This window comes from Paenibacillus thalictri (genome assembly GCF_004307995.1).
GTDB classification, from domain to species: Bacteria; Bacillota; Bacilli; order Paenibacillales; family NBRC-103111; genus Paenibacillus_AF; species Paenibacillus_AF thalictri.
Genome location: NZ_SIRE01000007.1, coordinates 67,652 through 91,744, shown reverse-complemented (window position 1 = coordinate 91,744; position 24,093 = coordinate 67,652). Strand labels below are relative to the sequence as shown.

The following is a 24,093-nucleotide window of genomic DNA, read 5'->3' as shown; positions in this document are numbered from 1 at the left end:
CTCTCGCAGTTCCTTTATGTGAAAATAGTTATCTCGATTTATTAAACTCGTTCGCTTTCTCGAGCGAATCCAAATACGGCAGCGTCAGATCAACATTGACCCCTCCGCCGTCGCGGTTTTCGATAATGAGCCCGTATTGCTCCCCTAAATACAATTCAAGCCGCTCCCTCACATTTTTAATTCCGTACCCGCCAGAACCGGATACATACAGCGAACTCGTCTTGCGCCTTTCGCTTTCATCCTTGGATTGCTTCAGCCCAACCCCATTGTCGGCAATCACGATCCGGAACCGACTTTCGTCGATACGCTCGGCGGACACGGCAACTTCGGCTTTTTGACCCTCCTGCAATCCGGCAAAACCGTGGATGATCGCATTTTCGATAAACGGCTGCAATATAATTTTCGGGACGTAACATTGCTTGAAAAAAGGGCTCACATGTTCGTTGTACACAAACCGGTCTTCCAGCCGGGTTTGCTGAATTTGCGCATACAGCCGGGCATGCTCAAGTTCGTCCTTGAGCGGGATAAACGTGCTGCCGCCGCTTAAGCTGATGCGGAACAGCTTGGCGAGCCGGGCGGCCATAAAGCTGACTTCGGTATTGCCTTTTACCGCTGCCGCCCAGTTGATCATATCCAGCGTATTGTACAGAAAATGCGGATTAATTTGGCTTTGCAGCACCATCAGCTCCAAATCGCGTTTTAGCCGGTTTTTCTGCTCCAGCTCTTCAAGCATCATCTTAAGCCGTCCGGTCATAAAGTTAAAACCGATAATAAGCTTATTAAACTCAACGATAAAATGCTGCTCCACATCTGCGTCAAAATTGCCGTTTTCAATTTTTTGAAACCCTTTCAGCAGCAGCGGAACAGGCCGGATCATGCGGCTGGCCAAATAGGAGGCTACCGGGAACACGCAGAGCAAAACGACCCCTCCGATCATCAGCACAATATTGCGGATCGTGTTGACGTCCCGGTACAGCTCATCGCTTTCCAGGAACTCGGCGATCCGCCATTTCTCCTGGCTTTGACTCGTATAGATCATCAAATATTTGTTCCCCTCAAGCTCAATCGGCTTAAAACCGGCTTCGCTTGCCAAAGCTGACGTATGAGCTTGGAACGATTCCATCCGCTGCGAATTCACCTGCGCCGACATGCGGGACATGACCTGATTGCCGGCATCCAGCAGTAGCAGCGAGCGGTTGGTCGGGGAAGATACCGTATTTTCGCTGAACAGCAAACGGGTCAGCGAATCTTCGTCGAGATGTATCGCCACAAATCCGGCCGTCCCGCCTTTCCGGTTATACATTTTCAGAATGTAAGTAAGAACCGGCTTTTCGTTACTTTCGAGCGTGCCGTCCCGGTGAGCGGGAATCCAGATCGCGTCGACTTTATCGAATGACGACAGGGACACTGGCAGCTTGGCCAAAGGCAGGATCGTATTTTTGCCGGCGGGGCCGATTTTTTGGTACTGCACATATTGATCGGTGAAAATTTGCACGCTGTTGATAAACGGTTTGACAAAAGTGAAAGTGCTCAGCCACTCGTTAACATTGCGCTGAATCACAATATATTCGTATAAATCGATGCCGCTGTTTTCCTCTAGCACCGTTTTCATCGTCTGATGGGTGGATATCGTCAAGGCGGTTCCTTCGATGTCCTTCAGCCTTTCGATCAGCTGCAATTGATTGCTGTGCAGCCCTTGCAAACGGGCTTCGCTGATTTGCTTCGTAAAAAAATAGCTGACACTAAAATAAATCGCCACCGTAATGACGATTAGAAATAAAATATTCGACAGCACCAACGAGCAAAACAAAAACGGCTTTAATCTCCATTGCCTCATGTACGTATGCAACCGCCTTTTTCCGGACTGTTTCCGCTTTCATTCTACAACAAAATACAAGAGGCGATACCCGTTTGCACTAAGCACCGCCTCAATTGCGCGTAATCCTATCATACTAAAAGTTGCCGTGGAAACACAATGGAAATTGCCGATTTGTCCGCAATACGCAGCAGCGCCGCTTCCACAGAGGTTCGAATCCCAGCCATGTGACGCCGGGACACACGCTCGAGATCGTCAGGCTGCGGCCGCACCGTTACCGCAGGGGGCAAACACCGCTTTTGCAGATCTTCTAGTGCTTCATAGCTTCAATAACCTCAAGCCAACTGCCGGGAATGACGCCTTGGAATTTCTCTTTTAAATTGTGGGACGCAACCCGTTTCAGCTTCTCCTTGACTGCTTCCGACATCACCGAGTTGAGGTCCGACTCCTGCAGCATCTCGATAGAACCTTCCAGCTCGACGATTCGTCTTTGCGCGTGAATGGCCGTGCCTGTAACCATCCGGTTAAGCGACCATTCGAAGCTTTTGCCGTCCAGTGAGTCGCCGATGCCGCTGATGACAAGCTCCTCCACATTGAAATGATGGGCTGCTTCCAGCAGCTCGATGCCCAGTGCGGCAAACCCCTTCATAAAAATACTGCGGATCAGCTTAATTGCGCTGGCGTCTCCGGGAATTTCGCTAACCTTCGTAATATTCATGCCAAACGGATACATCAGCTCGATGAAGCGGTCCGTCCCGCTGCCGCTGGCCAAAATCGGCACCTTGTGCTTATCGACAAGCAAAGCGCCGACCATCGCCGCATCAACCAAAGCCGCACCCGTTTCCTCAATTGTCTCCCAGATCGCTTTTTTTACTTTCGGGCTGGCCGCAGACACATCGATATACAAATCCCCGGCTTTCAAATGCGGCTTCAACGTCTCGCTTACGCCCAGCGCCTTATCCGCTGGAACGGCCACGATAAGCACGTTCGCACGCTGCAGTACCTCCTCCGGCGTCTTCATCAACTCCACCTGCGCAGTTTCCGCCCGGCCCTGCACCTGCGCGCCGTATGTCGGATGGTCCCACATCGGATCGTAAGCCACAATCGCGCCGATCCCCTGCTCCTTAAGCCCGCAAGAGATCGAAAAAGCCGCTTCCCCAAAACCTATAAATCCTAGTTGCATTCAAGATCACCCCTAATTTTTTGATGTTCGATATTTTTGATGTTGAGTTGAATCAGGTGGAAGAGCATCCCCGCCTGATCCCCGATGTTCAGCAAAGCTGAACGAGTACACTTGTTAGTTTGGTCGGTCTTGTCAGTTTTTTCGGTTTTACCGGTCTTATCCTTTTTCTTTCTTACCATCTTTCTACCTGTCCGATGATTTTAGGTACGGCGAATATTTATTCAACCGGTGATGGAGGGGCAAGGAAATGGTATGGAAAAGTTTACGTCCGCTTTTGAAAACCGTGTTTTTACCGCAAGGTAAATTTAGATGAAACACGGTTTTCATTGGCGGTTGGAATACCATTCCTTCCCCGCAATCACCACTTCGTTGAATAAATATTCTCCCCCTTTCATCGACAGCCCACTCCTACCCTTTGACTCCACCCGAGGTAAGCCCTTCAATCAGAAACCGCTGGAAAAACACAAAGATCGTAAACACCGGCACAAGCGACAGCGCCGACATCGCAAACAACGAACCAAAGCTCGATTCGCCGCTTGAATCCAAGAAGACGCGAAGTCCCAGCGACACGGTAAACTTTTGCGTTTTGCTCAAATAAATGATTTGACTGAAAAAATCGTTCCACGTCCATATAAACGTGAAGATCGCCGTCGTAACCAGCGCCGGGAGCGCAAGCGGCAAAATGAGCCGCCAATAGATTTGAATCGGACCGCAGCCGTCAACGATCGCCGCTTTGTCGAGCTCGCGCGGAATGTTGCGGATGAACTGCACCATCAGGAATACGAAAAATCCTTCCGCAGCCGTAAACTTGGGCACAACCAGCGGCAAAAACGTATTGATCCAGTCAAGATTATTAAAAATGACATACTGCGGAATAATGGTCACATGGTGCGGCAGCATCATCGTCATCAGCATCAAAGCGAACAAAGGTGTCTTAAAGCGGAATTCCAGCCGGGCAAACGCATAAGCGGCAAGCGAACACGATAGAACATTTCCGATAATCGACAAACCGCTGACGATCAGCGAATTGCTGAAAAACAAACCAAACGTTTGCGAGCCCAAGCCCTTCCAGCCGTTAACGTAATTTTTCAGCGTAAAATGCTCCGGCCACAATCCTTTATCGGTAAAAATATGCTCCGGCAGCTTAAACGAACTGGACAACATCCAGATGAGCGGATACAGCATGATCACAGAAACCGCGATGTTGACGATATGGCGTACGATTTGATTTGGCATGTTATTCATAATGCACCCACTTTTTCGACGACAGGAACGTCAAGCTGGTAAAAATCGCGATGATGACCAGCAAAATCCAAGCCAATGCCGACGCATATCCCATCTGGAAGCTGACAAACCCTTTTTGATACAAATACAATGTATAAAACAACGTCGAGTTCAGCGGTCCGCCGGTGCCGCCACTAACGACATAAGCCGGTGTAAACGCCTGAAAGGCGTGAATGATCTGCATGACCAAATTAAAAAATATGATCGGAGTCAGCATCGGGATTGTCACCCGGAAAAACTGCGACCGCTTGCCTGCACCGTCAATCGCCGCCGCTTCGTATAGTTCGGTCGGGATTTGCTGCAAGCCGGCCAGGAAAATGATCATCGGCGAGCCGAACTGCCATATTTTCAATATAATGAGCGTATATAAGGCGTATTCCGGCGTTGCGATCCAGCTTACCCCATCGATGCCGAAATAACCAAGCACAACGTTAAACAATCCTTTCGCTCCAAACACCTGCCGCCACAACAGCGCAATCGCCACACTCCCGCCAAACAGCGAAGGAATGTAATAAACCGCGCGATAGATCCGCAGGCCAGACAACCCTTTATTGAGCATCAGCGCGATCGAGAGCGCAAAAGCCAGCTCCAGCGGAACCGCGATCAGCACGTAACGGAACGTAACGCTTAACGATTCCAGAAACTGCTCGTCATTTGTAAAAATATTTTTGTAATTGTCCAAGCCAACCCACTTCGGCGTATTAAACATTTCGTAATCCGTAAAGGAGAAATAAAGCGATAATACGATGGGAATAAAAGTAAAAACCAGCATACCGATGATCCAAGGGCTCAAAAACAAGTACCCGATCCCGTCTTTTTTCAAAAAGTTGCTTATGCGCATCTCGTCCACTCCTGTTTTAAAACGGACAGAATGCGCAGATGCCCATTCTGTCCTGATCGGTCCGTTACTTTAAAATTTTGTTCGCCTCGTTGAAGAAATCATCGACGGCTTTCTCAATCGTCTTTTTGCCAAACGCAATCGCTTCGCTTGTGACCGTTACTTGCTTGAAAATTTCGTTGTTGCCTGCAGGCGGAATATTCGGAACGCTGAAATATTCGTTTGCCTTTTGCTGGAATTCGATCATTTTAACGCCGGCCGGGTCAAGCACCGGTTTGACCGCTTCGTTGATTTTTTTGGAAGGGCTTGGGCCGACGTCGATTTTAAACTGCTTGGCGCCGTCCACATCGTTAATCAAATAGTTGATAAACTGTGCCGCTTCCTTCGGATATTTCGATTTGGCGCCGACAGCCAGGAACAAGCCGCCGATATCTTCACCGTTTTTGCCGCTTGGGCTTGTAGGTACCCTGCCGAATTCCAGCTGATCTTTCATGTACGTTTGGTAGATCGGCAAGTTGCTGCTTCCTCCCGCGGACAATGTCGCCGCCACCGTACCCTTGACCAGCATCGATTCCTGCTGCGATTTGCCTTTATATTCGGCCGTTAAGGCTGCCGGAGGAATAATGCCTTCCTTGCGCAGCTTGTCCCAATATTGGAACCATTCGACCATGTCCTGCTTTTCGAAGCCCAACTTGCCGTCCTTGGAATAGACGTCTTTGCCTTTTTGCCGCAGGAAGTAACCGAAAATTTCTTTACCCGCATCAATCCCGGACGGGTCTTCGACAAAATAAAGATCCGGGTTGTTCACCGCTTTTTTGTATTCGGCGCCTTTGGCCGCAAATTCTTCCCATGAAATATCGAATTTCGGCGGCTGCACGTTATATTTTTTCAGCAAATCGGCGTTGTAGAACAAGCTTTTGGAAGTGTTGCCATTGGCCACCATCACGATTTTGCCGTTAGCTTTACCGGCGTCGATCATTTTCTGGTTAAAATCGGATACGTCGATCGCCTTCGATTGGATAAAATCATCAAGCGGCAGCAATTGGTTGCGGTTGGCGTAATCCATAAACCTCGTCACCTGCAAACTCATGACATCCGGCATATTGCCTCCGGCCGCCTGCACAGCCAGCTTGTCGTAATACGGATTGCTGTCGGCAAACTCCTGCTCGATTTTGATGTTCGGGAATTTTTTTTCAAAGTCTGCGATCGTCTGCGTGTATTTCTTGTTGCGCAGTTCTCCGCCCCAATAAGCGAAACGCAATGTCACTTTTTCTTTAGGCGCGTTATTGACCGCATCTCCTTTGGCGGCTTCTTTTTTTCCGCCGTCGCTTCCTCCGCATGCTGCCAAACTAACCGCAAGCAATGCGCTGACCCCTACTGTAAGCCCTTTCCTAAACATCGGTGAATCCTCCTCATCGTTATTACGCCGGTTAAACCAGCCTTGCAAGCGTATGGTAACGCTCCAACGTTTAACCTAACTATACTAGGGAGGCATTTTTTTGTGAATGGAGAAAGTTCCGCTCGACTTGTACTATTGTAAAGTCGAGGCAGCAGGGTGCAAGAGAAAAGCCTGGCGGGTGATCGCCTGGCTTCGGAATTATCAATGTGCTGTGAGTTACGTTGACGCGTGGGGAGGGGACGAATATCCAATGTTGTCAAGATAAGAAGTCGATGTACCAAAGTCGTCACGCGAATGATCAAGTTTCTTTTATGCGTCGCGACTCGCTCTGGACATAGAACCCAGTGGGATGGATAGCGGACTGAAGTAAGACCGGACTGAGTGAAACTGTCGATTCATCGTGAATTCCCCAACGTTAGAGAAGCCTCCGCTCTAACGGACGTGAGCGCTGCTATGTAAACCAAATTTGAGGTTTTCTATATGTAACGGACACCGCCGCTCTTATTTGGCCTTCTATCGCGGTTTCTACGACTTTTTTGAGCAAATAAAGTCGCTTGCGTCCGTTAAAAAAGCAACCCCCGATTTTTTCGCCAAATAAAGTCGCCCCTGTCCGATAGCGTTGGGGCATGACGTTCGCATGCATAAGGCTAACCATAGCGACGAGGATGTCCTCCACAGACAGTCAGCAACGATCAGTTTTAATCAAGGTCGAACGAATCGAAGTCGCTCAATTTTGCTGCGTTCAAGCAGTTATAGTTCCGGTTTACTTCATGAACCCGGTATGATTGCGCTAATACAGCCAATACGAGCGAGATTCGAATACCAGCCATTATCGCTAACCTGACAACATTGGACGAGTATCGGGTTTCGACCGTCTATTAAAATCGCATCCTATAAATTCATCTAAGAAGTCGGGATGCGATTTTAAAAACGGCCGCTTATTCCCCCCATACTCGTCCCTTTGTTCGTCTGTCCGCCGGGGCGCACATTAGCAATTGGGTCTGCATATGGAGCTGAACCCGGACATAAGTGCGGCTTAAGCACATTTAAATAACTTCCGCCACAAACCGCACCCAGAAATCATCGCAAATCACGATTCGGGATCATGTCCATCCGACAAGGTATCTTACGTGGAGTCCAAACCCACTATTACGACAGCTCGCTTTCGTCTTCGTAATACACGACGTTTTCGTTAGCAAGCGTTGCTCTTAAGCCGTAAAAATCGAGGCTGAGTTCGCCCCGGGCGATTTTTTCCTTGGTGCCTTCTTCTTTCTGCAGCCGCAGCTTGGACGCCTCCAGGGAAGACAGCAGGTCCCCTCTCTTGACCACAACGACGCCGTCGTCATCGGCCATGATCAGGTCCCCTGGCGCTACCAAAGCTCCGCCGCAAACGGCGGGAGCGTTAACCCAGCCGCCCCGGTTTTTTGTCGTTCCTTGCGAATGAATCGCTTTGGTCCATACCGGGAAACCAAGCTCCCGCAGCTGCGTCGCATCGCGGATCCCGGCAGCCATAATGACGCCCTGCACGCCCCGCTTCATCAGCGCTCTGACGATCAGCTCGCCGATCATGCCGTGTTCGCTGTCGCCAAGTGTAGTGATCACCAGCACGTCACCCGGCTTGCATACCTCGATGGCCGCATGGATCATCAGATTGTCCCCGGCAGGGCAAATGACGGTTACAGCGGGGCCGCAAATTTTGCGGTTTTGCTGAATCGGCTTCAGCGACGAGCTCATCAAGCCGATTTTGCCTTGAGCTTCATAGATGGTCGAAGTATCAAGCTCCGCGTATTGTGCTACAATATCTTGCGCCGGTCTGTCGATGTTGCGAACGACGTACTTTTGCATCAGACCAGCTCACCCCCGACATAAGGGAAAAACCGGCTGAACGCCTCGGCATATTTGTATTCATTGTTGCCCGAGCAGCGGCGTGCATGGTTTCCGCGCAGCTTCGCTTTGGCCCCGTAATAATCGATCAGATGCTGCTGGGCTTTAAAACAATTCATCGCCGCTTCTTTCTGAGCGTACACTTCCGTAATGTCGAGAATGACGTCCGGCTTGAAATCGCTGATTTCCGATTGGTGCGGCTCGAAGCCAAACAACCGCGCCTGCTTGGCCGTCGGGTAACCTTCCAACTGCACGCCGTTGGACGTAGAAAGCACGCTGGCTCTGAATACGTAGTCGGAAACCATCTCGTGGTCCGGATTAAAGGCGTCTTTTGGGCCGTGGCTAATAATATGATGCGGCTTAACTTCGCGAATTTTTTTCGTAAGCCGGTCCATCCGCTCTTCCGTAATTTGCATATGGTAATCCTCAAAATCCCAAAGCTCAATATCTTTTACGCCCAAATGCTGGGCTGCTTGTTCCAATTCGCTGCGGCGGACCGCTTTTACATTGTCCACCGTTTGCCCGGGAACGTTCCACAGATCGTTGGATTCCCCTCTTACTCCATAACTCAAAACGACCAAAGACACGTTAGCTCCGTGTTTCACATATTTGGCGATCGCACCGCCGGCCCTCCAGACAAAATCGGCGGCATGGGCGCTGACAACAAGCACATTTACATTGGAATCGATCATATCCATAATTCCCTCCTGCAGGTTTTATAAAAATTAGCTTTCAACTAAAAAAGCGGTGTTGACCGCGGTCATTTGTTTAATTTCCGGTACGGTGAAACCGTTGGCGGCCAAATTGGCGACAAAGGTGCGCAGCCCTTCATCAGGGTACGGTCCGTTCGGCTGGCCGAGATCGGTGGAAATAATGCAGTTGGCCGGACCTACATAACGGATTTGCTCGTACACTTCATCCCAGGTCGTTTTGCCCGAATGCGGCGTCGTAAAGCAAAACTCCATCCAAGCACCCAGCTCGGTCAGTTCCTTCTGCTGCTCCTTGGACAAGCAGATGGAAGGGAAGTTCGGGTGAGTGATCACGATTTTTCGCACGTTATGCTGCTTGGCCGCTTTGACTACGGCGTAAATCTCCTCGATGCTCAAATGTCCGGTAGCCAACACCAGATCGTGCTGAGCGACAGCATCCAAAATATCGTACACAACCGGCTTCAGCTCGCCGTTCTCCAGCACAGAGATGCTTGATTGCGTTTTGCCTTGCGCGATCAGCTCCATTTGCAGCTTCGCCCAATGCGGCAGCTTTTCCGGTTTGTTTTTGTGAAAATGCTCCTGTTCGTTGGTTGCGTCAAAAGTCGGCATCCAGACGATTTTCGCTCCTCCGCGGGCTGCCATTTCTACAGCCAGCGGGTTCAAACCGCCAACCGCATGATTTAATGCAACCGCACCGACAGCCTTAAAACCAGGGTGCAGCTTGTTGATGATTTTTGCCCGTTCCGCCGTACAGAAGTAATGAGATTTAATGCCATAACCTTTCATCCCTAACTTCATAAGGCGTTCGGCCATCTCCAAATCGTCCACTTTACGGTCCAAAATATCGGGGCCCGAATGAACATGAAGATCATATGCCCCTTGCAGCAGTTCGATCGCTTCCATCGTATCCAGTCTCCCTAACTTAGATTTATACAATATTGTTGAACAATATTGATTTACGTATTTGATTATACTTATCCCCGCTCTTTATTGTCAATCCATAAAAAATATATAAACAAAAACAAAAAAACTCCCGCCGTATCGAAGCTCCTCACAAGATGAGCGCCCGCGATGCAGTGGAAGTTTAACAACAAAAAAAGGCAAAAAAGTCGCCCAAACGGCGTTTTTAGCCTCTTCATCCGATCGTCCGCTTTTGCCGAAAACGGCTGGAACGTCCTTTGTCTCTTAAACTAAATACTTTTACAGCAAATACTGATAGTTATCCCTAATCGTCCGTCTGACACCTGCGACGTGCTCCTTGACCCATTTCTCCGCCCCATCTTCGTCGCGCGATTGCAGCGCGTCAAAAATCCGCTTATGTTCCATATACGATTCATGATTTCTGCCGGGCACAAGAATCGTTTTAAAATGGAACCGGTTCAGCTGCGTCTTAATCGTTTCGATCATCTCTACAGCCTGCCGGTTCACGGACACCGCATAGATGATTTCGTGGAAGCTTTTATTCAGCTTGGAATATTCGTCAAAGCGGCCGTTCTCCAGCATGTCCTTCATGTCGTACAAAATTTGCTCCAGCCTGCCCAAATCGCGCTCCGTAATACGGCTGACCGCCGAACGGATCGCAAGCCCCTCCAGCGCCTCGCGGATTTCCAAATAGTTGACGACTTCCTGCAAAGAAAACGATTTGATCGTAGCCCCTTTGTTTTTCTCGATGGTGATCAAATTTTCCTGTTCCAGCTTGAGCAGCGCTTTAATTACGGTGTTGCGGCTGACCCCGATTTCTTCAGACAGTTGAACCTCTGTCAGCTTCTGGGAGGGACGATACGTTCCGTCCAAAATTCTTGTTCTTATAAACTCATAGGCCGTATCCGACGGCTTGCTCATAGTCATAACCTCTTCGCAATATTGTTGAACGAAATAGCTCATCATTGAGTATAAAACTATATTATTTTGTATACATTGTCAATGCTTGCACTTGCTGCCGGGCTGCAATATGGGCTTTCTGAGCACATCTCATGGCACTTAGCCTCTTGCAAGGCAGCGCATCCGACTCGGCGGAACAATAGGCGAACTTCAGCAAAAAAAGAGCCGTCGACAGCGACCGGCTCTTACGCAACCATATTTATATTTATCGCTTGCATCCACCTAGACTTGAATGTAAAAATCTGTAAATTTCAAACTCGCACGAGTCCCAAGCACGCGTTGCGACGTATTTCAGCGGTACTCAGTCCGCACTACATTTTCCCCGCATGCGTATGCTTCATGTAATATTCCCGGCTTTCGGCGCGCAGCAGCGGCAGCAGGTTCAGTCACCTTTTTCGCCGCATCCTTCCCAAGCATGCACCAGTTCATCGGCCTAAATCGGGGTATCGAGCTGGCTGGACAGCAAGCTCGCTTACCCTCGCCCCATCGGCCATCATTCTCCCGTATACGCCGCCGCCAGCCCAAGCAGTTCTTCTTTTGTCGCATCGCCCGTCAATTCCAAGGAGATAACTTGGTTATCGTCCGTTTTGTACGATACGAGCAGCAAATTATCCTTGCCGTCCGCCAAAAACATCGCCAGCATACGGTCGCTGCCTTTTACATTTTCCCATGCCCCGCCCACATAAGCTTGCGACATCGTGAGCTGCGGATTTTGCAGACGCTCCGTCATTGCAACGTCGAGGTTTTGCCGCACGATAACGTCGTGCCGACTCCACGTGCAGAAATCGTACACGCCGCCCGCCCACCATTCGTCCGCGGATTGCAGGCGGTAATTGTTTTCCTGCGGCACGACCGCAAACGATTTGCTGAGCGACACAACGCCATGAAGCGGCCGCAATATCGCAAACGGAAACTGCTCGCCTTGCTGCGCCTCCTCCAGCGAAATCATTTTCCACACGGTGGGCGATTCGGACAATGCGTTATCCAATCTGTCTTTAAGCGTTACTTCGGCTTGTCCGGCCGAAGACGGGTTTGCGGTCTCCTCCACCGTGATGTGAATCCCGTTCCATTCCGCCCGAAATAAGGCAGCCGCGCTGACCGATACGGCCGAAACAAGCAGCAGCCAGGCAGCCGCAATCCACATCACCCGTCTCGCTCCAGTCTGTACCGCTTTTACGCGCTCGCCGTTGCGGATTTCCCCAGTTTGCCGCCGCTGCTCACCGAGCCGCTCCATCACCTTGGATGTGACATCGATTGGCGCCGGCTTTTCCTCTCTTAATCTGCGAATAAAACTATTCAACCTCGCATCTTGTGCCATACAACGACCCCCCGCCTTCGCTCAGTTTTTTCTTCAGCTTTGTCTTCACGCGTTCGAAGCGTTTGCGGGCGGCCGCCGAAGTAATCTCCAATATACGGGAAATGTTCTCAAAAGGTTGGTCCTCTACCACACGCAAGATCAAAATTTCCTTGTCAGCGGCACTCAGCCCGTCGAGCAGCTGCATCGCCGCTTCCATTCCTCCCGCATACGTATGCTCAGTGTTATGTTCCCGGCTTTCGGCGCGCAGCAGCGGCAGCAGGTTCAGCCATCTTTTTCGCCGTCCTAGCACCGTTCTGCAATGATTAGCGGCAATTTTATACAACCACGCCATAAAAAACTCGTGCCGGTACGCCGCCAGACCACGGTACGCCTTCACGTAAATTTCCTGCACCGCATCCTCCGCTTCCTGCCTGTCGCCAAGCATATAACAGCAAAACGAAAACAACCTATTCTGGTAAGTGCGGATAATCGGTTCAAACGAAGCCAAATCGCCTTGGCGCACCTTGTCGATAAGCTCCCGCTCGTTATATTCCACTGACTTACTCCCCCTTTCGCTTATTTTCACATGTATAACCGCCGGGGTACCTATAATGTGACATAACCCGGTCCGCGGGCCAAACTTTTTTTTCGTTGACTTATTCGCTAAGAAGTGCATATAATAAATTTAATTTCATATCGGTGCTACAAATTCGATGAAGAGAACCAGTACGTTATCCATCTGATCTTACAGAGAGTTGGGGAAGCTGAAAACCAACGTTCGGGTCATAACGGAAAGCCGTCTCCGAGAAGCAGGCTGAACCTTAAGTAAGCTCTGCCGCATGTCCAGCGTTATGAGGAACACGTATTGATGGATACGTGATAAGAAGAGTGTCGTTTCTATGTTGGAGCGAAACTAGGGTGGTAACACGGGTGATAACTCGTCCCTTGACAGGGGCGGGTTTTTTTGTTTTCCAAAAAAGGAGGAAATGTTCATGAAAACAGACGTTTTGGGAAGTTTTGTAACTCAAGCCGTACAGGATATGCAGCCATCGGGCATTCGCAAATTTTTCGATTTGATCGATGGTAAAAAAGATATTATCTCACTTGGGGTTGGAGAGCCGGATTTTGTGACTCCTAAGCATGTACGGGATGCATGCATTAAAGCGCTGGAAAAGGGACGTACGTCGTATACTCCGAACTCGGGACTGCCGGAGCTGAGGGAAGCGATCGCCGAATATTTGGACGCAAGCTTTCAAGTAAGCTACGACCCGGACAGCGAAGTGCTGGTGACCGTCGGCAGCAGCGAAGGAATTGACCTTGCGCTGCGCTCGATCATTACGGAGGGCGACGAAATATTGGTGCCCGTGCCCTGCTATATCTCGTATTCGCCGATTACTTCGATCGGGGGCGGCAAACCGGTGGAGGTTGAGACAACCGCGGCAAATCATTTCAAGCTGACTGCAGAAGCGATCGCCGCTAAAATAACCCCACGCACCAAGGCGCTGATTTTATGTTATCCGAACAATCCGACCGGGGGCGTTATGAACTATGAGGATTGGCTGCCTATCGCGAGGCTCGTGGAAGAGCACAACTTGTTTGTGATCTCCGACGAAATTTATGCCGAGCTGACCTACAGCACGCGGCATGTATCGTTTGCTTCGCTCCCCGGCATGAAAGAGCGGACACTGCTTGTCAGCGGTTTTTCCAAAGCTTTTGCCATGACGGGATGGCGTGTCGGTTATGCCTGCGGCCCGCGGGATGTTATCGCCGCGATGCTGAAAATCCACCAGTACACCGTCATGTGCGCTCCGATCATCGGACAAATTGCCGCGATTGAATCGCTGAAGCACGGTCTGGAGGAAAAGGACTATATGATCGACTCGTACAACCAGCGGCGGCGCATGTTTGTCCATGGTCTGCGGCAGATCGGTCTGCCGTGTCACGAGCCGTTTGGTGCGTTTTATGCGTTCCCTTCGATCAGCCATACCGGACTTTCCTCGGAGCAGTTTGCGGAGCGGCTACTGAATGAAGGTAAAGTAGTTACCGTGCCGGGCAATGTGTTTGGTCAAGGGGGCGAAGGTTTCATTCGCTGCTCCTACGCGACGTCGCTGCCGCAGCTTGAAGAGTCGCTTACGCGGATCGAGAAGTTTTTGAAGACGATCTAATGATCGAGATTTACGGGCGGCGAATGACCGAAAGTTCGCCTATATAAGCCGCTTTAGCGGGTTCGGCACCGCGATGGGACGCTTGGGATTCGGGTGCGCTGAAAGCTATAGGAGGGGATCCGCACTTTTGGCCGGTTTGCACCGCAACCGACTCCGATCACTCCTGGCGCCGCATGCGTCGTGCCTGCTCCCGCCTTAAGGTGGAAACTAGTTGACGCTTACGGAAAATCCACATGTGGGACGGAAACAACCGGCTGTTCGATAGACATGGAATTTGCGTCTGCTATGTTTTTCGCTTGCGGTATTCCGTAGGTGTGACGCCTGTTTTCCTTTTAAACACATTGGAAAAATAATGCGCATCCGCATAACCGATACGATAGGCGATTTCACTCACGGCCATTGAAGTGTCCTGCAGCAGCATTTTGGCTTTGTCGATTTTTTTGCAGAGCAAATAATTGTAGACGGTTGTGCCTGTTTCTTTCTTGAAGGATCGGTTGATTTGCTTGAAGGACATGGCAAAATGACGGCTCATATGCTCGGAATGGAAGGGGGCCGCCTCCAGCCGGTTTAAATATTGCTGCATTTTCTGCACTTCGATGGAGTACTGGGCTTGTCTTTTCTCCATCAGCCCCGACAACTGGGCGACCATTTCCGTGCAAGCCAACAACAGCTCCATCTGGAGCCGTTCACCATTCTCGCCATGCTGCGCGACAAGCTCGAAGCCTTTGTGGAACAAGTTTTCAAACGGAGCTTCGGGAATATGGAATGTTTGGTGAAGCTGGAACGACTCAAAAAGCTGCAGAACATTCCCCTTGATATTAAACCATAAATAAGTCCAATATTCCTCTTGATCGGCATCTGCCGTCACCTTATGGTAAGAATCTTTCGGCAATATAAAGACATCTCCCGCTTTCGGACGGAAGGTCAGGGCATCGATCGTCACGCTGCCTTGTCCCTTCAGCACATAAGCAAGTACGGTGAGCGGCGATGAATCCCGCATATTGAAATAGTCGGCATGACAATAATTGATGCCAAACATGGCGACGTAAACCGGCAGTTTTTGGACAAAAGGGACAACGTGCAGATCGCCGTGTTTCATAAAATTCTCCTTGAGTTCATCTTAACGTATGGTTCTATTGTAACATAGCGAATCGCTAGATCGGGTAGATGTTGTCCCTTTTGCACACCAATTGTTCCCTTTCCTCTATTTTGCCTAGCCACTCTGCGAATTAACATAATAGGTAGAGTCCGCTATGCAGCGAAATAAGGAGTGAGTGATTTGAAGCCAAATTTGGTTTATGTATTCGCGGATCAACTGCGCTTGTCTTCCTGCGGTTACGCCGGCGACAGCAAAGCGCTGACGCCCAATATCGACAGCCTTTCGAAGGAAGCGCTAAGCTTTTCCAACGCGATATCCGGTCACCCGGTTTGCGCCCCGTATAGGGCTACATTGTTTACCGGCAAATATACAACTAGCACCGGAATGGTCATCAATGAAATTCGTATGAACCCAAACCATCGCGCTTTTGCACATGTGCTCCACGAACAAGGTTACGAAACCGCCTATATAGGCAAATGGCACCTATGGGCCAATGAACTTGGCCATCATTATGAACCTCGCAACTCGTTTATTCCTCCGGGAGAGTATCGGCTGGGCTTTGACGGATTCTGGGCAGCCTACAATTTTCACCATGAATACTACAACATGTATTACCACACCGATACGGCAGAGAAAATTCCGATGGAGGGTTACGAGCCGGACGGGCAGACCAGCATGGCCATCGAACAGCTCAAGGAGAAGGCGGCTGCGGATAAGCCGTTTGCGATGTTTTTATCGCTGGGCACGCCGCACGATCCGTGGGATATCGGCAATGTGCCGCCGGAGTATTATGAGAAATTCAAGGACGTGGAGTTCGCGCTGCCGCCGAATTATATGGACCACAACGATCCTTATGCGGATAACTGGGCTAAGCTGGGTTCTGAAGAGCGGACGCAGATTACGAACTGGCTTAAGGTGTATTATGCCATGACGGCTAATTTGGATTGGAATATCGGCAGATTGATGAAGGCGGTTGATGATCTGGGACTCAGGGACAACACGATCTTCATCTTTACGTCGGATCATGGCGAACTGTTCGGAGCCCATGGACGGAAAGGTAAAAATATTTTCTATGAGGAAGCGAGCCGCGTGCCTTTCTTGCTCCGTTGGCCGGGAAAGGTTCCGCAAGGCGCCGAATCGGACGTCTGTCTGAATACTTGCGATATTATGCCGACCCTGCTGTCCATGCTGGAAATGCCAGTGCCCGATGAAGTGGAAGGGATGGATTTGAGCCCGTTTGCTTTTGGCCAAAAGGGCGAGGAGCCGGAAGCCGCTTTCCTGCAAGGCACAGGAGCAACGGCCAGCTGGTCGGACGGGCATGAGTGGAGGGCCCTGCGCAGCAAGCAATACACATATGCCGTATACCGTTCGGATCGCAAGGAGCTGTTGTTTGATCACACGGCCGATCCGTACCAGATGAATAATCTGGCGGAACATCCGGATTATGAGCCGGTCATCCGCAAATTCCGCACAATGCTGGAAGCGAAGATGGGCGAAGTGAACGACACTTTCGAAAGCTGCAGCTGGTATCGGGATCATTGGACCGAAGACCGGATTATTTTAAGGACGGCTACACTAAATCCGGTTCGCTAAAGCCGTCCGTCACATAAGTATAGCCAGACCAAACACAGCGGCAAACACAAAGCTGCACACAGGCTTCTGAGCCTGCTTGCAGCTTGCCGAGGCCGGTAAAGTGATCCGTTCACACATAGCATCTTCAGCAGCCTCCACTTGCTTGGGGGCGCTTTTTTTCATCTGGAGAAGCATTTTTGGCCTTAAGGGACATTAGTTTAAATAAAGTTTACCATTCAGCTTTCATACGATTACGAAAAAAACCGCCATTTGGACCGTTTTCATCAAGCGTAGCCAGCCACACGGCAGTATCTGCTCCTTCTGCGACAGTTAGCGGAGCATCTGTCCCTCCCATATCCGTCTGTACACTGCCAGGACAAGCGGCATTTACTTTAATACCCATATCAGCCACATCATGAGCGACCAGACAAGTTAAAGCGTTGACCATCGTTTTTGAGATTCGATAAGCGGATGAACTTCCCTTTAAACCCAACAAGCCTTGATGAACTTGAAAAGATCCCAATCCCGACGATATATTAACAATACGACCATAGTTATGTTCTTTCATCAATGGCACGGCAGCTTGAATTAGATTCAGAACCCCAAAGTAATTGGTCTCAAATGTTTCTTTCATAACGGTTTCATTTACGTTCAAGATGGAAGTTCCTCTATCGAGAATAACCCCTGCATTATTCACAAGTATATCAAGTCGACCGTACTTTTTTTTCACACGCTCCATTATCTGGACGATGCTTTCGTGATTAGCCATATCAACTACTTCCAACTCAACCGATACCCCAGCTTTGCTCAATTGTTCAACTGCCTTTCTTCCCTTCTCCTCGTCCCGACATCCGCTCAACACTTTGATGCCTTTCAGGGACAGTTGTCGAACGATTTCCCTTCCGATTCCTCGGTTCCCCCCGGTAACTAATGCAATTCGTGGTTTAACCTCATTCATTTTAGGTCCTCCGTTTGGCTGATCAAATGTCTCCACCGAAATATACTTTTTTCTAATTGAGACTCGGCTTTACGTAAAATTTCGATTTGGTTCTTAATCACACCTAATTTTCTTTCTCCGACTTCTATAGCATTAGGGAGACATTGTCGTTTTTCTCCGTTTTGGAATAAGCAGTCAAAGAAATCCATTATTTCTTTCGCCGTGAGTCCAAGGCTAAAGTAAAGTTGGATCAATTCAACTTTTTTAATATCAGATTCAGCGTAATCTCGATAGCCATTCTCCAAGCGAGTGGGATTTAATAATTTCCATTCTTCGTAATACCTCAAAGAACGCAGACTCACACCTGTCCTTCTTGAAAACTCACTAATATGTATAGTGAACCCTCCCTTTTTTTACAATCATTCTAAACCATCACATCATGTGAAGGTCAAGAGTAGTTGTTGTTAAGTAATGCTGCCAGTTACTTCAAATAAAAGAGAGCTGCTCTCACAGCAGCTCACAATTTTCGTATCGTGTTTAATAAATTGATTTTTCATTTATTAGGAAAGTTTTCCCAAATCGTACTAGTACATGCCATATGTATTTTAATTCTTGAAGCACCTCTTCATTGTTCCCTCTGTCGCTCCATAATGCCGGGCTGCGTTTCAAATTATTTACAGCATCCCCAATCACACTAGCATCGATATAACCACTCTTCGCTATTCGTCTGGCAAGGGTAGGCATGGTCGGTCCCCTAAAATTCGGAGGAACTTCCTCTACCTGCATGGAAAACCCCATATGCCAAAATAGTTCAATAGAATATTTCAAGCATATTTGCTCTATAAGTTTTCCTACGTATGTTCCTTTGAACGAAGGATCGGCGACAAGTATTACTACATCATCTTTAAGGGATATATCACCATGAACTTGGACCTCGATAAAGTGGTTAAGGTTTCGACTAGGCTTCCGTTCCGATGGATCCGCGAAAGGGCGTTCAAGGTTGAACAATAGTTGATCAACCAATTTCCTCGGAGTTAGATTCTTTTCTCCTATCGCATACTCGCGGAAAAATGCATCTTTAAATATCGCGGCTAAAATGTCATCGAGTTCCTCATAAGTACCTTTTTCCGGTGGATTATCTTGCGACCCACCATAAGAGTACGTGCAACGATAGGAAGCACTTGGATTGAGAAGAAAATAACACGACCCGAACCGTGGAGCCGGCCCATCCGGGTGTAACATTAAATCTAGAGCACCATACTTTGGTCGCTCACTGTTAGCCACGCCCTCCGACTGGTAAGCCCCGCCAAAAAACTTTCTCTCCCAAATGTCCCGCGCGCCGCCTGGGTAAGCCGAGACGCTGCCATTGGAAATTCGAGTTTCGAACTGACTCTTGTAGCTTCCTTGTTCAAGTAACACTTGGGCCACGCATTTCGTGTCTGCAACCGGACGATCCGGATGAAAATGTAATGCAACCCTCGCATTCGACTGAAGCTTGGAGATCGCATCCTCAAAAGTGCTCAGTGAAATATTTGACATCTGGAGAATTTCTTTAATTGATGCTTGAGCAGCTGCCTTTCGAGAACTAGCGTATTGATTGATATGTTCAATTGCTAGGGTCTGTGAATTTGTAAGTCGACTGTTATTCGACATTTGCATCACCAGCCTCATTCCCCACCGCTGTTGCGGCAATAATCCACTGACTATTCATGTACCGTTAGCATAGCACAGTTTCCTTGTTTTACTATATGATACGGTTCTCCGCATTATCTATGATGGCAAAGGTGAGGGCAATCCTTTGCAGGATGGCCCTCACGGCGAGTTTAATTCAATCTCGGCATGCTCGAGATCGTGCTCTCATCTATCTTGAAATCGGGCATGCTTTTCCTTCTACTCGTAGAACCACAGTTGTTCGCAACTTCAGCCCAACTGCCTCCCCGGAAGACCCTATAGTTCCCATATCGTTCAGTATCATATAGATCCCAGCACCATTCCCAGACGTTCCCAATCATATCAAAAAGCCCCCATGGATTAGGAAGCAGTTGTCCTACTTGATGGACTGATCCATTGGAGTTCTCTTGATACCATGCAATTTGCTCAATTCTTGCATACCGATATCCCGTGGTTCCCGCTTTACACGCATATTGCCATTCAGCGTCTGATAGTAATCGAAAGCCATTCGCTGTCTTGTTATATATCGTGTTCTCACTTTCATTTGTGATTGTGTAGCATTCAGTCCTGCCCAGCATTCTGGACAATTCATTACAAAAGGCAAGCGAATCCATCCACGAAACTTCCGTAATGGGCAGGTTATTCACAATCGGCTCTATTGCTTCTTCATGCACGACAAAATGATACAACTGCTGTGTTACCGGATACTTCATTACATGGAAAGGTTCGATCGTTTCAGTCCATGTAACAGCCTTTTTATTACTTCCAGGGTTCGATAACGTATAATTAGAACTAAGCCATTTATTCGTGTTAACATAATCACGTAATTCAACGGTTCCTCCCTTTACTGGCACCATCAAATTCATTAATTCTTTTAGAAAATGCCCTCTATCACTTTCGTATTTTGGGATTGACATGATGCCCCCCTTTCCTACTACCTTTTTTCGATCGTATCCCAGTCCGATGCGGTGAAATTACCCATATGCCAGAGGGAAATGCCTTTGAGGTTATAGACTTTGGCGAGCCAGATTTTTTTGGCGATGCTTTGCGTGTCTTCATAATAAATTTGGTTCGCAGTGTCTCCAACCTGGTATTGGATCAGCTTCAAGAAATAAGGCATGGTCCAGGTTTTGGAAGCCTCCGGATCCGCGAGGCGTTTTTCCACCAGGTCAATGCCTGGCTCTGCCGTTGTCACTTTGTCATTTGTTGTGATCCACTGGTTCGCCTGCTTGGAAATGCCGAGCACCAGCTTGCTGGCCGGCACACCTTGTCTGAGCGCCCTTTCCACCCCGTCCCTGACGAGAGGCAACGGAGCCGAAGGAAGTTTCGAATCATCATGCGTAAAATCGTAGGCCATCAAGTTAAGGCTGTCGGCCGTTTCGCCGAGCCCCTTTAAATCGTAGCCTTTATAATAATAATCCGTTGGTACGGAAACGGTGAGGGTTTTGCTGCCTATGGCCGCTTTTACATTCCGGACAAATTGCAAATAATTCGGCGCATCCGATGCATCCATCAACCCTTCAAAATCCAAGGAAACACCGGAAAAACCGAATGCTGGATCGCCGAGTTTGGTGACGAGCTGGCCGATAAACGCCTTCTGCGCTGGCCCGTCTTGCAAAAATAACGAAAGTTTCTTGCCATCATTATAAAAAACCATCAGTTCTTTTTGGACATGCGCCTGTTCGGCTGACTTCACCACGTCCGCGTACCCATCTGGAACTTTGTAGGTGGTAGTATCTGTGCCCAGCTTGGCCGTCCCCGCTGTATCGTATTCGAGATGGGACCAGCCCATCACGACTTTGTCGACGATCGGCATGCGCCCGATGGCAGGACTCGATTTGATCGCGTAAAATCCCGTCACTTCCAATTTCTTCTCGGCCGCTTCCATATCGATCAGGCGGTAAATCACGGCCGCGGCTTCGCTGCGGGTCAATCCGCTTTTCGGACGGAAGCCTTGAGTATCCCCTTCCATGACGGTCCGGTTTACCGTGTAAAACACGTACGGAGCGAGATTTGCATCCATTTTTGAAATGTCGACAAACGCTCGTTTATCCCGTTCCTTCGTCCAATCTCCCGATAACCACTGCGAGCCGGTCATTCCCGCCTTATCAAGTAGATACTTGCCGACGACGGCAGCCACTTCTTCGCGTGTGATCTGCTGTTCCGGTTTCAATTCGCCGGCTTTATTCACCATAAATTCGATCCAGTGCCGCTCCGAAGCGGCAGCTATGTATGGTGTCGACCAGCGGTCGGCCGCGTCCGCAGGCACGGTCCCCGAAGCATGAGAAATATCCAGCTTGGCCGTAGTGACCAAAAGCTTGATAAAGGCTTCCCGGGACAACGCATCTTCGGAATGATAGCGGGAATCAGGATACCCCTCAATAATACCGAGCGCCGATAAGGTGTACACGTAATCTTTTTCCCAAGCTTGTTCCGCCACATCCTTGTAAGTGAACATGGGAACGTCGTAGGCATAAGCGTTTCCGGCGGTTGCGAACAAGAACATAACGGCAAATCCCAACATTTTCTTGTACATATTTCTCACCTTCTCTTTGACGTCAATTCTATATAGACGTGTAGAAGAGTAAAATAGTTGCTTAGGTGAAACGGAACAAGCAAACCGATAGGATTCAAAAAGAAACGAACCGACAGTAACTGTCGCCCCAAAGCCCCTTTTGGCATCGAATTAGCAAACGGAGTTTGCCAGGGTCATTAAGCCCTTAACGAAAACAGAGAAAAAATAAAGGACGCAAGGCAGATGCCTTGCGTCACGTTGTTATTTAGCAAATGATGGCTTTTTCTGAGAAACCTTACCGCTTGCAATTAGAACATATTCCGCATCTCCGCCTTCAACCGAAGGATCGACGAAAACTTTAACGCCTTCCGTTAAAACCGGCAAGTACTGCCATTCTCGCGAACGTTCCATGCGCCGGCATGTCCCCACCGTCGCCTGCCTTTGTAAGATCCGATCATACCACGGACCTTATTACTTCTAGGACGTTTCATCATTTCGAATCCCCTTTCCTGCCAGTTAATGGAACGAGGCTAACGAAAAACACTAGAGGCGGAAGTATTCTACCCTATTTTTTTGCTCCGGCCTATTACATAACTTTGTACCACCAATAGCCGCGTGAAAAACGGCCTTCAACCATCAAGGTTTCCCCGTTCCGTCCATAGATTAACATACTCCCCATATTCTCTCGATACGCCCAACCGCCATGTTCCCGCAAATACGTATTAAGCGCTTCCTGCGACAGTCCGCGCCGCCCAACAAATCGGCTTTGTTCCACATCTAAGGGAACTAGCAGTTTGGAACCCGATTCAATCAACACCAAAGCTTTGGGAATGGAAAAAGGCGGCCCAATCTTATGTCCCCATTCAAATAGAGAAAATCCGATTATAAGGCTCAGCACGATAACAGTAATCCTTGTTTTCACCCGTTTGAAAGCTCCTCCTATTTCTATACATCCTCAAACTATTTATTAACCATTGTTGCAGCATTCTCATGCCTAATAATAGAACGAAGTTACCGTTTCCATCCGCGGCAACCTCATTGTGTGGTTTATTCAGCTATCATCTTCGTCAATTAGATGTCCAAATCAAATACAAAAAATAAACTCCAATATTGAATTGTTCCTTTGTAGTTTGTATGCCTCTTCAATCATACATAAATATACGGAAATAACTAGCAGGTAGTTCCGATTCATTATTGCTGAAGATAACTGCCAGTTACCTCAATTTGACGGATGATTTCGTCAACGACGTGCTCGATCGGTGCAGTGGCGTCGATTATGATTCCGTTTTTCGGAATGTCTTCTTTCGTTTGGTGCAATCTCACAATAAGTTCCCGTTCACTTTTCTTGCCGCCCCACTCATTTTCTGGCCGCTCGTCAAGCCGCCGGTTCAATGTGTCAAGGTCTACCTCGAGGACAAACACACCATCAAATAGATCTATGAATTTCGAAAAGTTCCTAGAACCACCGCAGAAAAATGCTACCGCCTCATCCTGGTTGGCGACCAAAGCTTTTACTTTATCTACATGCCAAATATGATGTTCGTGCGTGACGCCATCCGTCCGTGCACCAGTTTCCGGATCGCCTTGATAAGCCAATTCACGGTCACCATTAATGGCCTGGTAGCCGCGCCGCTGCAATTCTTTGCAGACCGAAGTTTTGCCGGTGCCGGAAACGCCTTCAATCAGATAATTCCTAATTCCCATAGCTGACCCTCCATTCAACTGGATAAGCACAATATATTGGATATTTCTATCACTCTTAAAGAAGAGTTCTAAAAATGAAAAGACGCTAGGACAATCAGTTTTCCCGGCAAAGGCCCATGTTCAATCCTACCCCTCAGA

22 protein-coding genes and 1 other annotated feature are annotated in these 24,093 nt (G+C 48.8%); of the genes, 2 read left to right on the top strand and 20 right to left on the bottom strand.

Annotation, left to right across the window (positions count from 1 at the left end):
• Nucleotides 1–28: 28 nt before the first annotated feature.
• From EYB31_RS10870 to EYB31_RS10820, 11 genes are all read right to left on the bottom strand, one after another.
• Complete coding sequence (locus EYB31_RS10870) at nt 29–1,837, bottom strand: cache domain-containing sensor histidine kinase (protein WP_131013351.1); 1,809 nt, start codon at nt 1,835–1,837, stop codon at nt 29–31.
• A 289-nt stretch (nt 1,838–2,126) separates the two neighbouring features.
• Nucleotides 2,127–2,999 carry a DUF1932 domain-containing protein gene (locus EYB31_RS10865; protein WP_131013350.1) on the bottom strand — a complete coding sequence of 291 codons (873 nt, stop codon included), beginning with the start codon at nt 2,997–2,999 and terminating at the stop codon, nt 2,127–2,129.
• 408 nt (nt 3,000–3,407) lie between these two features.
• Nucleotides 3,408–4,244 (bottom strand): carbohydrate ABC transporter permease, encoded by an 837-nt coding sequence (locus EYB31_RS10860; RefSeq protein ID WP_131013349.1) that lies wholly within the window; start codon nt 4,242–4,244, stop codon nt 3,408–3,410.
• The gene (locus EYB31_RS10855) at nt 4,237–5,124 is read right to left on the bottom strand and encodes a carbohydrate ABC transporter permease (RefSeq protein ID WP_131013348.1); all 888 of its coding nucleotides are present in this window, start codon (nt 5,122–5,124) and stop codon (nt 4,237–4,239) included. The genes EYB31_RS10860 and EYB31_RS10855 overlap by 8 nt, the downstream gene beginning before the upstream one ends.
• Before the next feature lie 64 nt (nt 5,125–5,188).
• Nucleotides 5,189–6,520: an ABC transporter substrate-binding protein gene (locus tag EYB31_RS10850; RefSeq protein WP_131013347.1), complete on the bottom strand. Its 1,332-nt coding sequence runs from the start codon at nt 6,518–6,520 to the stop codon at nt 5,189–5,191.
• Nucleotides 6,521–7,669: 1,149 nt separating this feature from the next.
• The gene (locus tag EYB31_RS10845; protein WP_131013346.1) at nt 7,670–8,365 is read right to left on the bottom strand and encodes a 4-carboxy-4-hydroxy-2-oxoadipate aldolase/oxaloacetate decarboxylase; all 696 of its coding nucleotides are present in this window, start codon (nt 8,363–8,365) and stop codon (nt 7,670–7,672) included.
• Nucleotides 8,365–9,102 (bottom strand): PIG-L deacetylase family protein, encoded by a 738-nt coding sequence (locus EYB31_RS10840; RefSeq protein ID WP_240762303.1) that lies wholly within the window; start codon nt 9,100–9,102, stop codon nt 8,365–8,367. The genes EYB31_RS10845 and EYB31_RS10840 overlap by 1 nt, the downstream gene beginning before the upstream one ends.
• A gap of 27 nt (nt 9,103–9,129) precedes the next feature.
• Nucleotides 9,130–10,017, bottom strand: a complete 888-nt coding sequence (locus EYB31_RS10835; protein ID WP_131013345.1) for a DUF6282 family protein — start codon at nt 10,015–10,017, stop codon at nt 9,130–9,132.
• A 297-nt stretch (nt 10,018–10,314) separates the two neighbouring features.
• Complete coding sequence (locus EYB31_RS10830) at nt 10,315–10,956, bottom strand: GntR family transcriptional regulator (RefSeq protein WP_131013344.1); 642 nt, start codon at nt 10,954–10,956, stop codon at nt 10,315–10,317.
• A gap of 532 nt (nt 10,957–11,488) precedes the next feature.
• The gene (locus tag EYB31_RS10825) at nt 11,489–12,313 is read right to left on the bottom strand and encodes a hypothetical protein (RefSeq protein WP_131013343.1); all 825 of its coding nucleotides are present in this window, start codon (nt 12,311–12,313) and stop codon (nt 11,489–11,491) included.
• A complete protein-coding gene (locus tag EYB31_RS10820; protein ID WP_165452331.1) occupies nt 12,288–12,848 on the bottom strand; it encodes an RNA polymerase sigma factor in 561 nt (186 codons plus the stop codon). The genes EYB31_RS10825 and EYB31_RS10820 overlap by 26 nt, the downstream gene beginning before the upstream one ends.
• A 148-nt stretch (nt 12,849–12,996) precedes the next feature.
• Nucleotides 12,997–13,241: a binding site (T-box leader), on the top strand.
• A 37-nt stretch (nt 13,242–13,278) separates the two neighbouring features.
• Here EYB31_RS10820 and EYB31_RS10815 point away from each other — a divergent pair.
• Nucleotides 13,279–14,457 (top strand): aminotransferase class I/II-fold pyridoxal phosphate-dependent enzyme, encoded by a 1,179-nt coding sequence (locus EYB31_RS10815; protein ID WP_131013341.1) that lies wholly within the window; start codon nt 13,279–13,281, stop codon nt 14,455–14,457.
• Nucleotides 14,458–14,740: 283 nt separating this feature from the next.
• Here EYB31_RS10815 and EYB31_RS10810 read toward each other — a convergent pair whose 3' ends face one another.
• On the bottom strand, nt 14,741–15,556 hold the full coding sequence (locus EYB31_RS10810; RefSeq protein WP_131013340.1) for an AraC family transcriptional regulator: 816 nt from the start codon (nt 15,554–15,556) through the stop codon (nt 14,741–14,743).
• A 180-nt stretch (nt 15,557–15,736) separates the two neighbouring features.
• Between EYB31_RS10810 and EYB31_RS10805 the strand changes: the two genes are divergently transcribed.
• Nucleotides 15,737–17,149, top strand: coding sequence for a sulfatase family protein (locus EYB31_RS10805; RefSeq protein WP_131013339.1), 1,413 nt, complete (start codon nt 15,737–15,739; stop codon nt 17,147–17,149).
• Nucleotides 17,150–17,357: 208 nt separating this feature from the next.
• On the opposite strand, the gene EYB31_RS10800 is transcribed toward EYB31_RS10805, so the two are convergent.
• The 8 genes from EYB31_RS10800 to EYB31_RS10770 all read right to left on the bottom strand — a co-directional run bounded on the left by EYB31_RS10800 (nt 17,358) and on the right by EYB31_RS10770 (nt 23,955).
• Nucleotides 17,358–18,086 (bottom strand): SDR family oxidoreductase, encoded by a 729-nt coding sequence (locus EYB31_RS10800; protein WP_131013338.1) that lies wholly within the window; start codon nt 18,084–18,086, stop codon nt 17,358–17,360.
• Nucleotides 18,083–18,454: a MerR family transcriptional regulator gene (locus EYB31_RS10795; protein WP_276322041.1), complete on the bottom strand. Its 372-nt coding sequence runs from the start codon at nt 18,452–18,454 to the stop codon at nt 18,083–18,085. Before EYB31_RS10795 ends, EYB31_RS10800 begins: the two co-directional genes overlap by 4 nt.
• 148 nt (nt 18,455–18,602) lie before the next feature.
• Nucleotides 18,603–19,718, bottom strand: a complete 1,116-nt coding sequence (locus EYB31_RS10790; RefSeq protein ID WP_420819434.1) for a DUF3626 domain-containing protein — start codon at nt 19,716–19,718, stop codon at nt 18,603–18,605.
• 170 nt (nt 19,719–19,888) lie between these two features.
• On the bottom strand, nt 19,889–20,653 hold the full coding sequence (locus tag EYB31_RS10785) for a formylglycine-generating enzyme family protein (RefSeq protein ID WP_131013336.1): 765 nt from the start codon (nt 20,651–20,653) through the stop codon (nt 19,889–19,891).
• A 17-nt stretch (nt 20,654–20,670) separates the two neighbouring features.
• Entirely contained in the window at nt 20,671–22,272 is a 1,602-nt protein-coding gene (locus EYB31_RS10780; protein ID WP_131013335.1) for a glycosyl hydrolase family 18 protein, read from the bottom strand.
• A gap of 240 nt (nt 22,273–22,512) precedes the next feature.
• The gene (locus EYB31_RS40175) at nt 22,513–22,662 is read right to left on the bottom strand and encodes a hypothetical protein (protein ID WP_165452330.1); all 150 of its coding nucleotides are present in this window, start codon (nt 22,660–22,662) and stop codon (nt 22,513–22,515) included.
• Between the two features lie 175 nt (nt 22,663–22,837).
• Nucleotides 22,838–23,173 (bottom strand): hypothetical protein, encoded by a 336-nt coding sequence (locus EYB31_RS10775; protein ID WP_131013334.1) that lies wholly within the window; start codon nt 23,171–23,173, stop codon nt 22,838–22,840.
• A gap of 269 nt (nt 23,174–23,442) precedes the next feature.
• On the bottom strand, nt 23,443–23,955 hold the full coding sequence (locus EYB31_RS10770) for an AAA family ATPase (RefSeq protein WP_131013333.1): 513 nt from the start codon (nt 23,953–23,955) through the stop codon (nt 23,443–23,445).
• Between the last annotated feature and the right edge of the window lie 138 nt (nt 23,956–24,093).

What these genes read in the sequence shown, in the direction of transcription:
- EYB31_RS10870 (WP_131013351.1), bottom strand. Translation starts at nt 1,837, where the DNA reads ATGAGGCAATGGAGATTAAAGCCGTTTTTGTTTTGCTCGTTGGTGCTG.
- EYB31_RS10865 (WP_131013350.1), bottom strand. Translation starts at nt 2,999, where the DNA reads ATGCAACTAGGATTTATAGGTTTTGGGGAAGCGGCTTTTTCGATCTCT.
- EYB31_RS10860 (WP_131013349.1), bottom strand. Translation starts at nt 4,244, where the DNA reads ATGAATAACATGCCAAATCAAATCGTACGCCATATCGTCAACATCGCG.
- EYB31_RS10855 (WP_131013348.1), bottom strand. Translation starts at nt 5,124, where the DNA reads ATGCGCATAAGCAACTTTTTGAAAAAAGACGGGATCGGGTACTTGTTT.
- EYB31_RS10850 (WP_131013347.1), bottom strand. Translation starts at nt 6,520, where the DNA reads ATGTTTAGGAAAGGGCTTACAGTAGGGGTCAGCGCATTGCTTGCGGTT.
- EYB31_RS10845 (WP_131013346.1), bottom strand. Translation starts at nt 8,365, where the DNA reads ATGCAAAAGTACGTCGTTCGCAACATCGACAGACCGGCGCAAGATATT.
- EYB31_RS10840 (WP_240762303.1), bottom strand. Translation starts at nt 9,102, where the DNA reads ATGGATATGATCGATTCCAATGTAAATGTGCTTGTTGTCAGCGCCCAT.
- EYB31_RS10835 (WP_131013345.1), bottom strand. Translation starts at nt 10,017, where the DNA reads ATGGAAGCGATCGAACTGCTGCAAGGGGCATATGATCTTCATGTTCAT.
- EYB31_RS10830 (WP_131013344.1), bottom strand. Translation starts at nt 10,956, where the DNA reads ATGAGCAAGCCGTCGGATACGGCCTATGAGTTTATAAGAACAAGAATT.
- EYB31_RS10825 (WP_131013343.1), bottom strand. Translation starts at nt 12,313, where the DNA reads ATGGCACAAGATGCGAGGTTGAATAGTTTTATTCGCAGATTAAGAGAG.
- EYB31_RS10815 (WP_131013341.1), top strand. Translation starts at nt 13,279, where the DNA reads ATGTTCATGAAAACAGACGTTTTGGGAAGTTTTGTAACTCAAGCCGTA.
- EYB31_RS10810 (WP_131013340.1), bottom strand. Translation starts at nt 15,556, where the DNA reads ATGAAACACGGCGATCTGCACGTTGTCCCTTTTGTCCAAAAACTGCCG.
- EYB31_RS10800 (WP_131013338.1), bottom strand. Translation starts at nt 18,086, where the DNA reads ATGAATGAGGTTAAACCACGAATTGCATTAGTTACCGGGGGGAACCGA.
- EYB31_RS10790 (WP_420819434.1), bottom strand. Translation starts at nt 19,718, where the DNA reads ATGTCGAATAACAGTCGACTTACAAATTCACAGACCCTAGCAATTGAA.
- EYB31_RS10785 (WP_131013336.1), bottom strand. Translation starts at nt 20,653, where the DNA reads ATGTCAATCCCAAAATACGAAAGTGATAGAGGGCATTTTCTAAAAGAA.
- EYB31_RS10780 (WP_131013335.1), bottom strand. Translation starts at nt 22,272, where the DNA reads ATGTACAAGAAAATGTTGGGATTTGCCGTTATGTTCTTGTTCGCAACC.
- EYB31_RS40175 (WP_165452330.1), bottom strand. Translation starts at nt 22,662, where the DNA reads ATGGAACGTTCGCGAGAATGGCAGTACTTGCCGGTTTTAACGGAAGGC.
- EYB31_RS10770 (WP_131013333.1), bottom strand. Translation starts at nt 23,955, where the DNA reads ATGGGAATTAGGAATTATCTGATTGAAGGCGTTTCCGGCACCGGCAAA.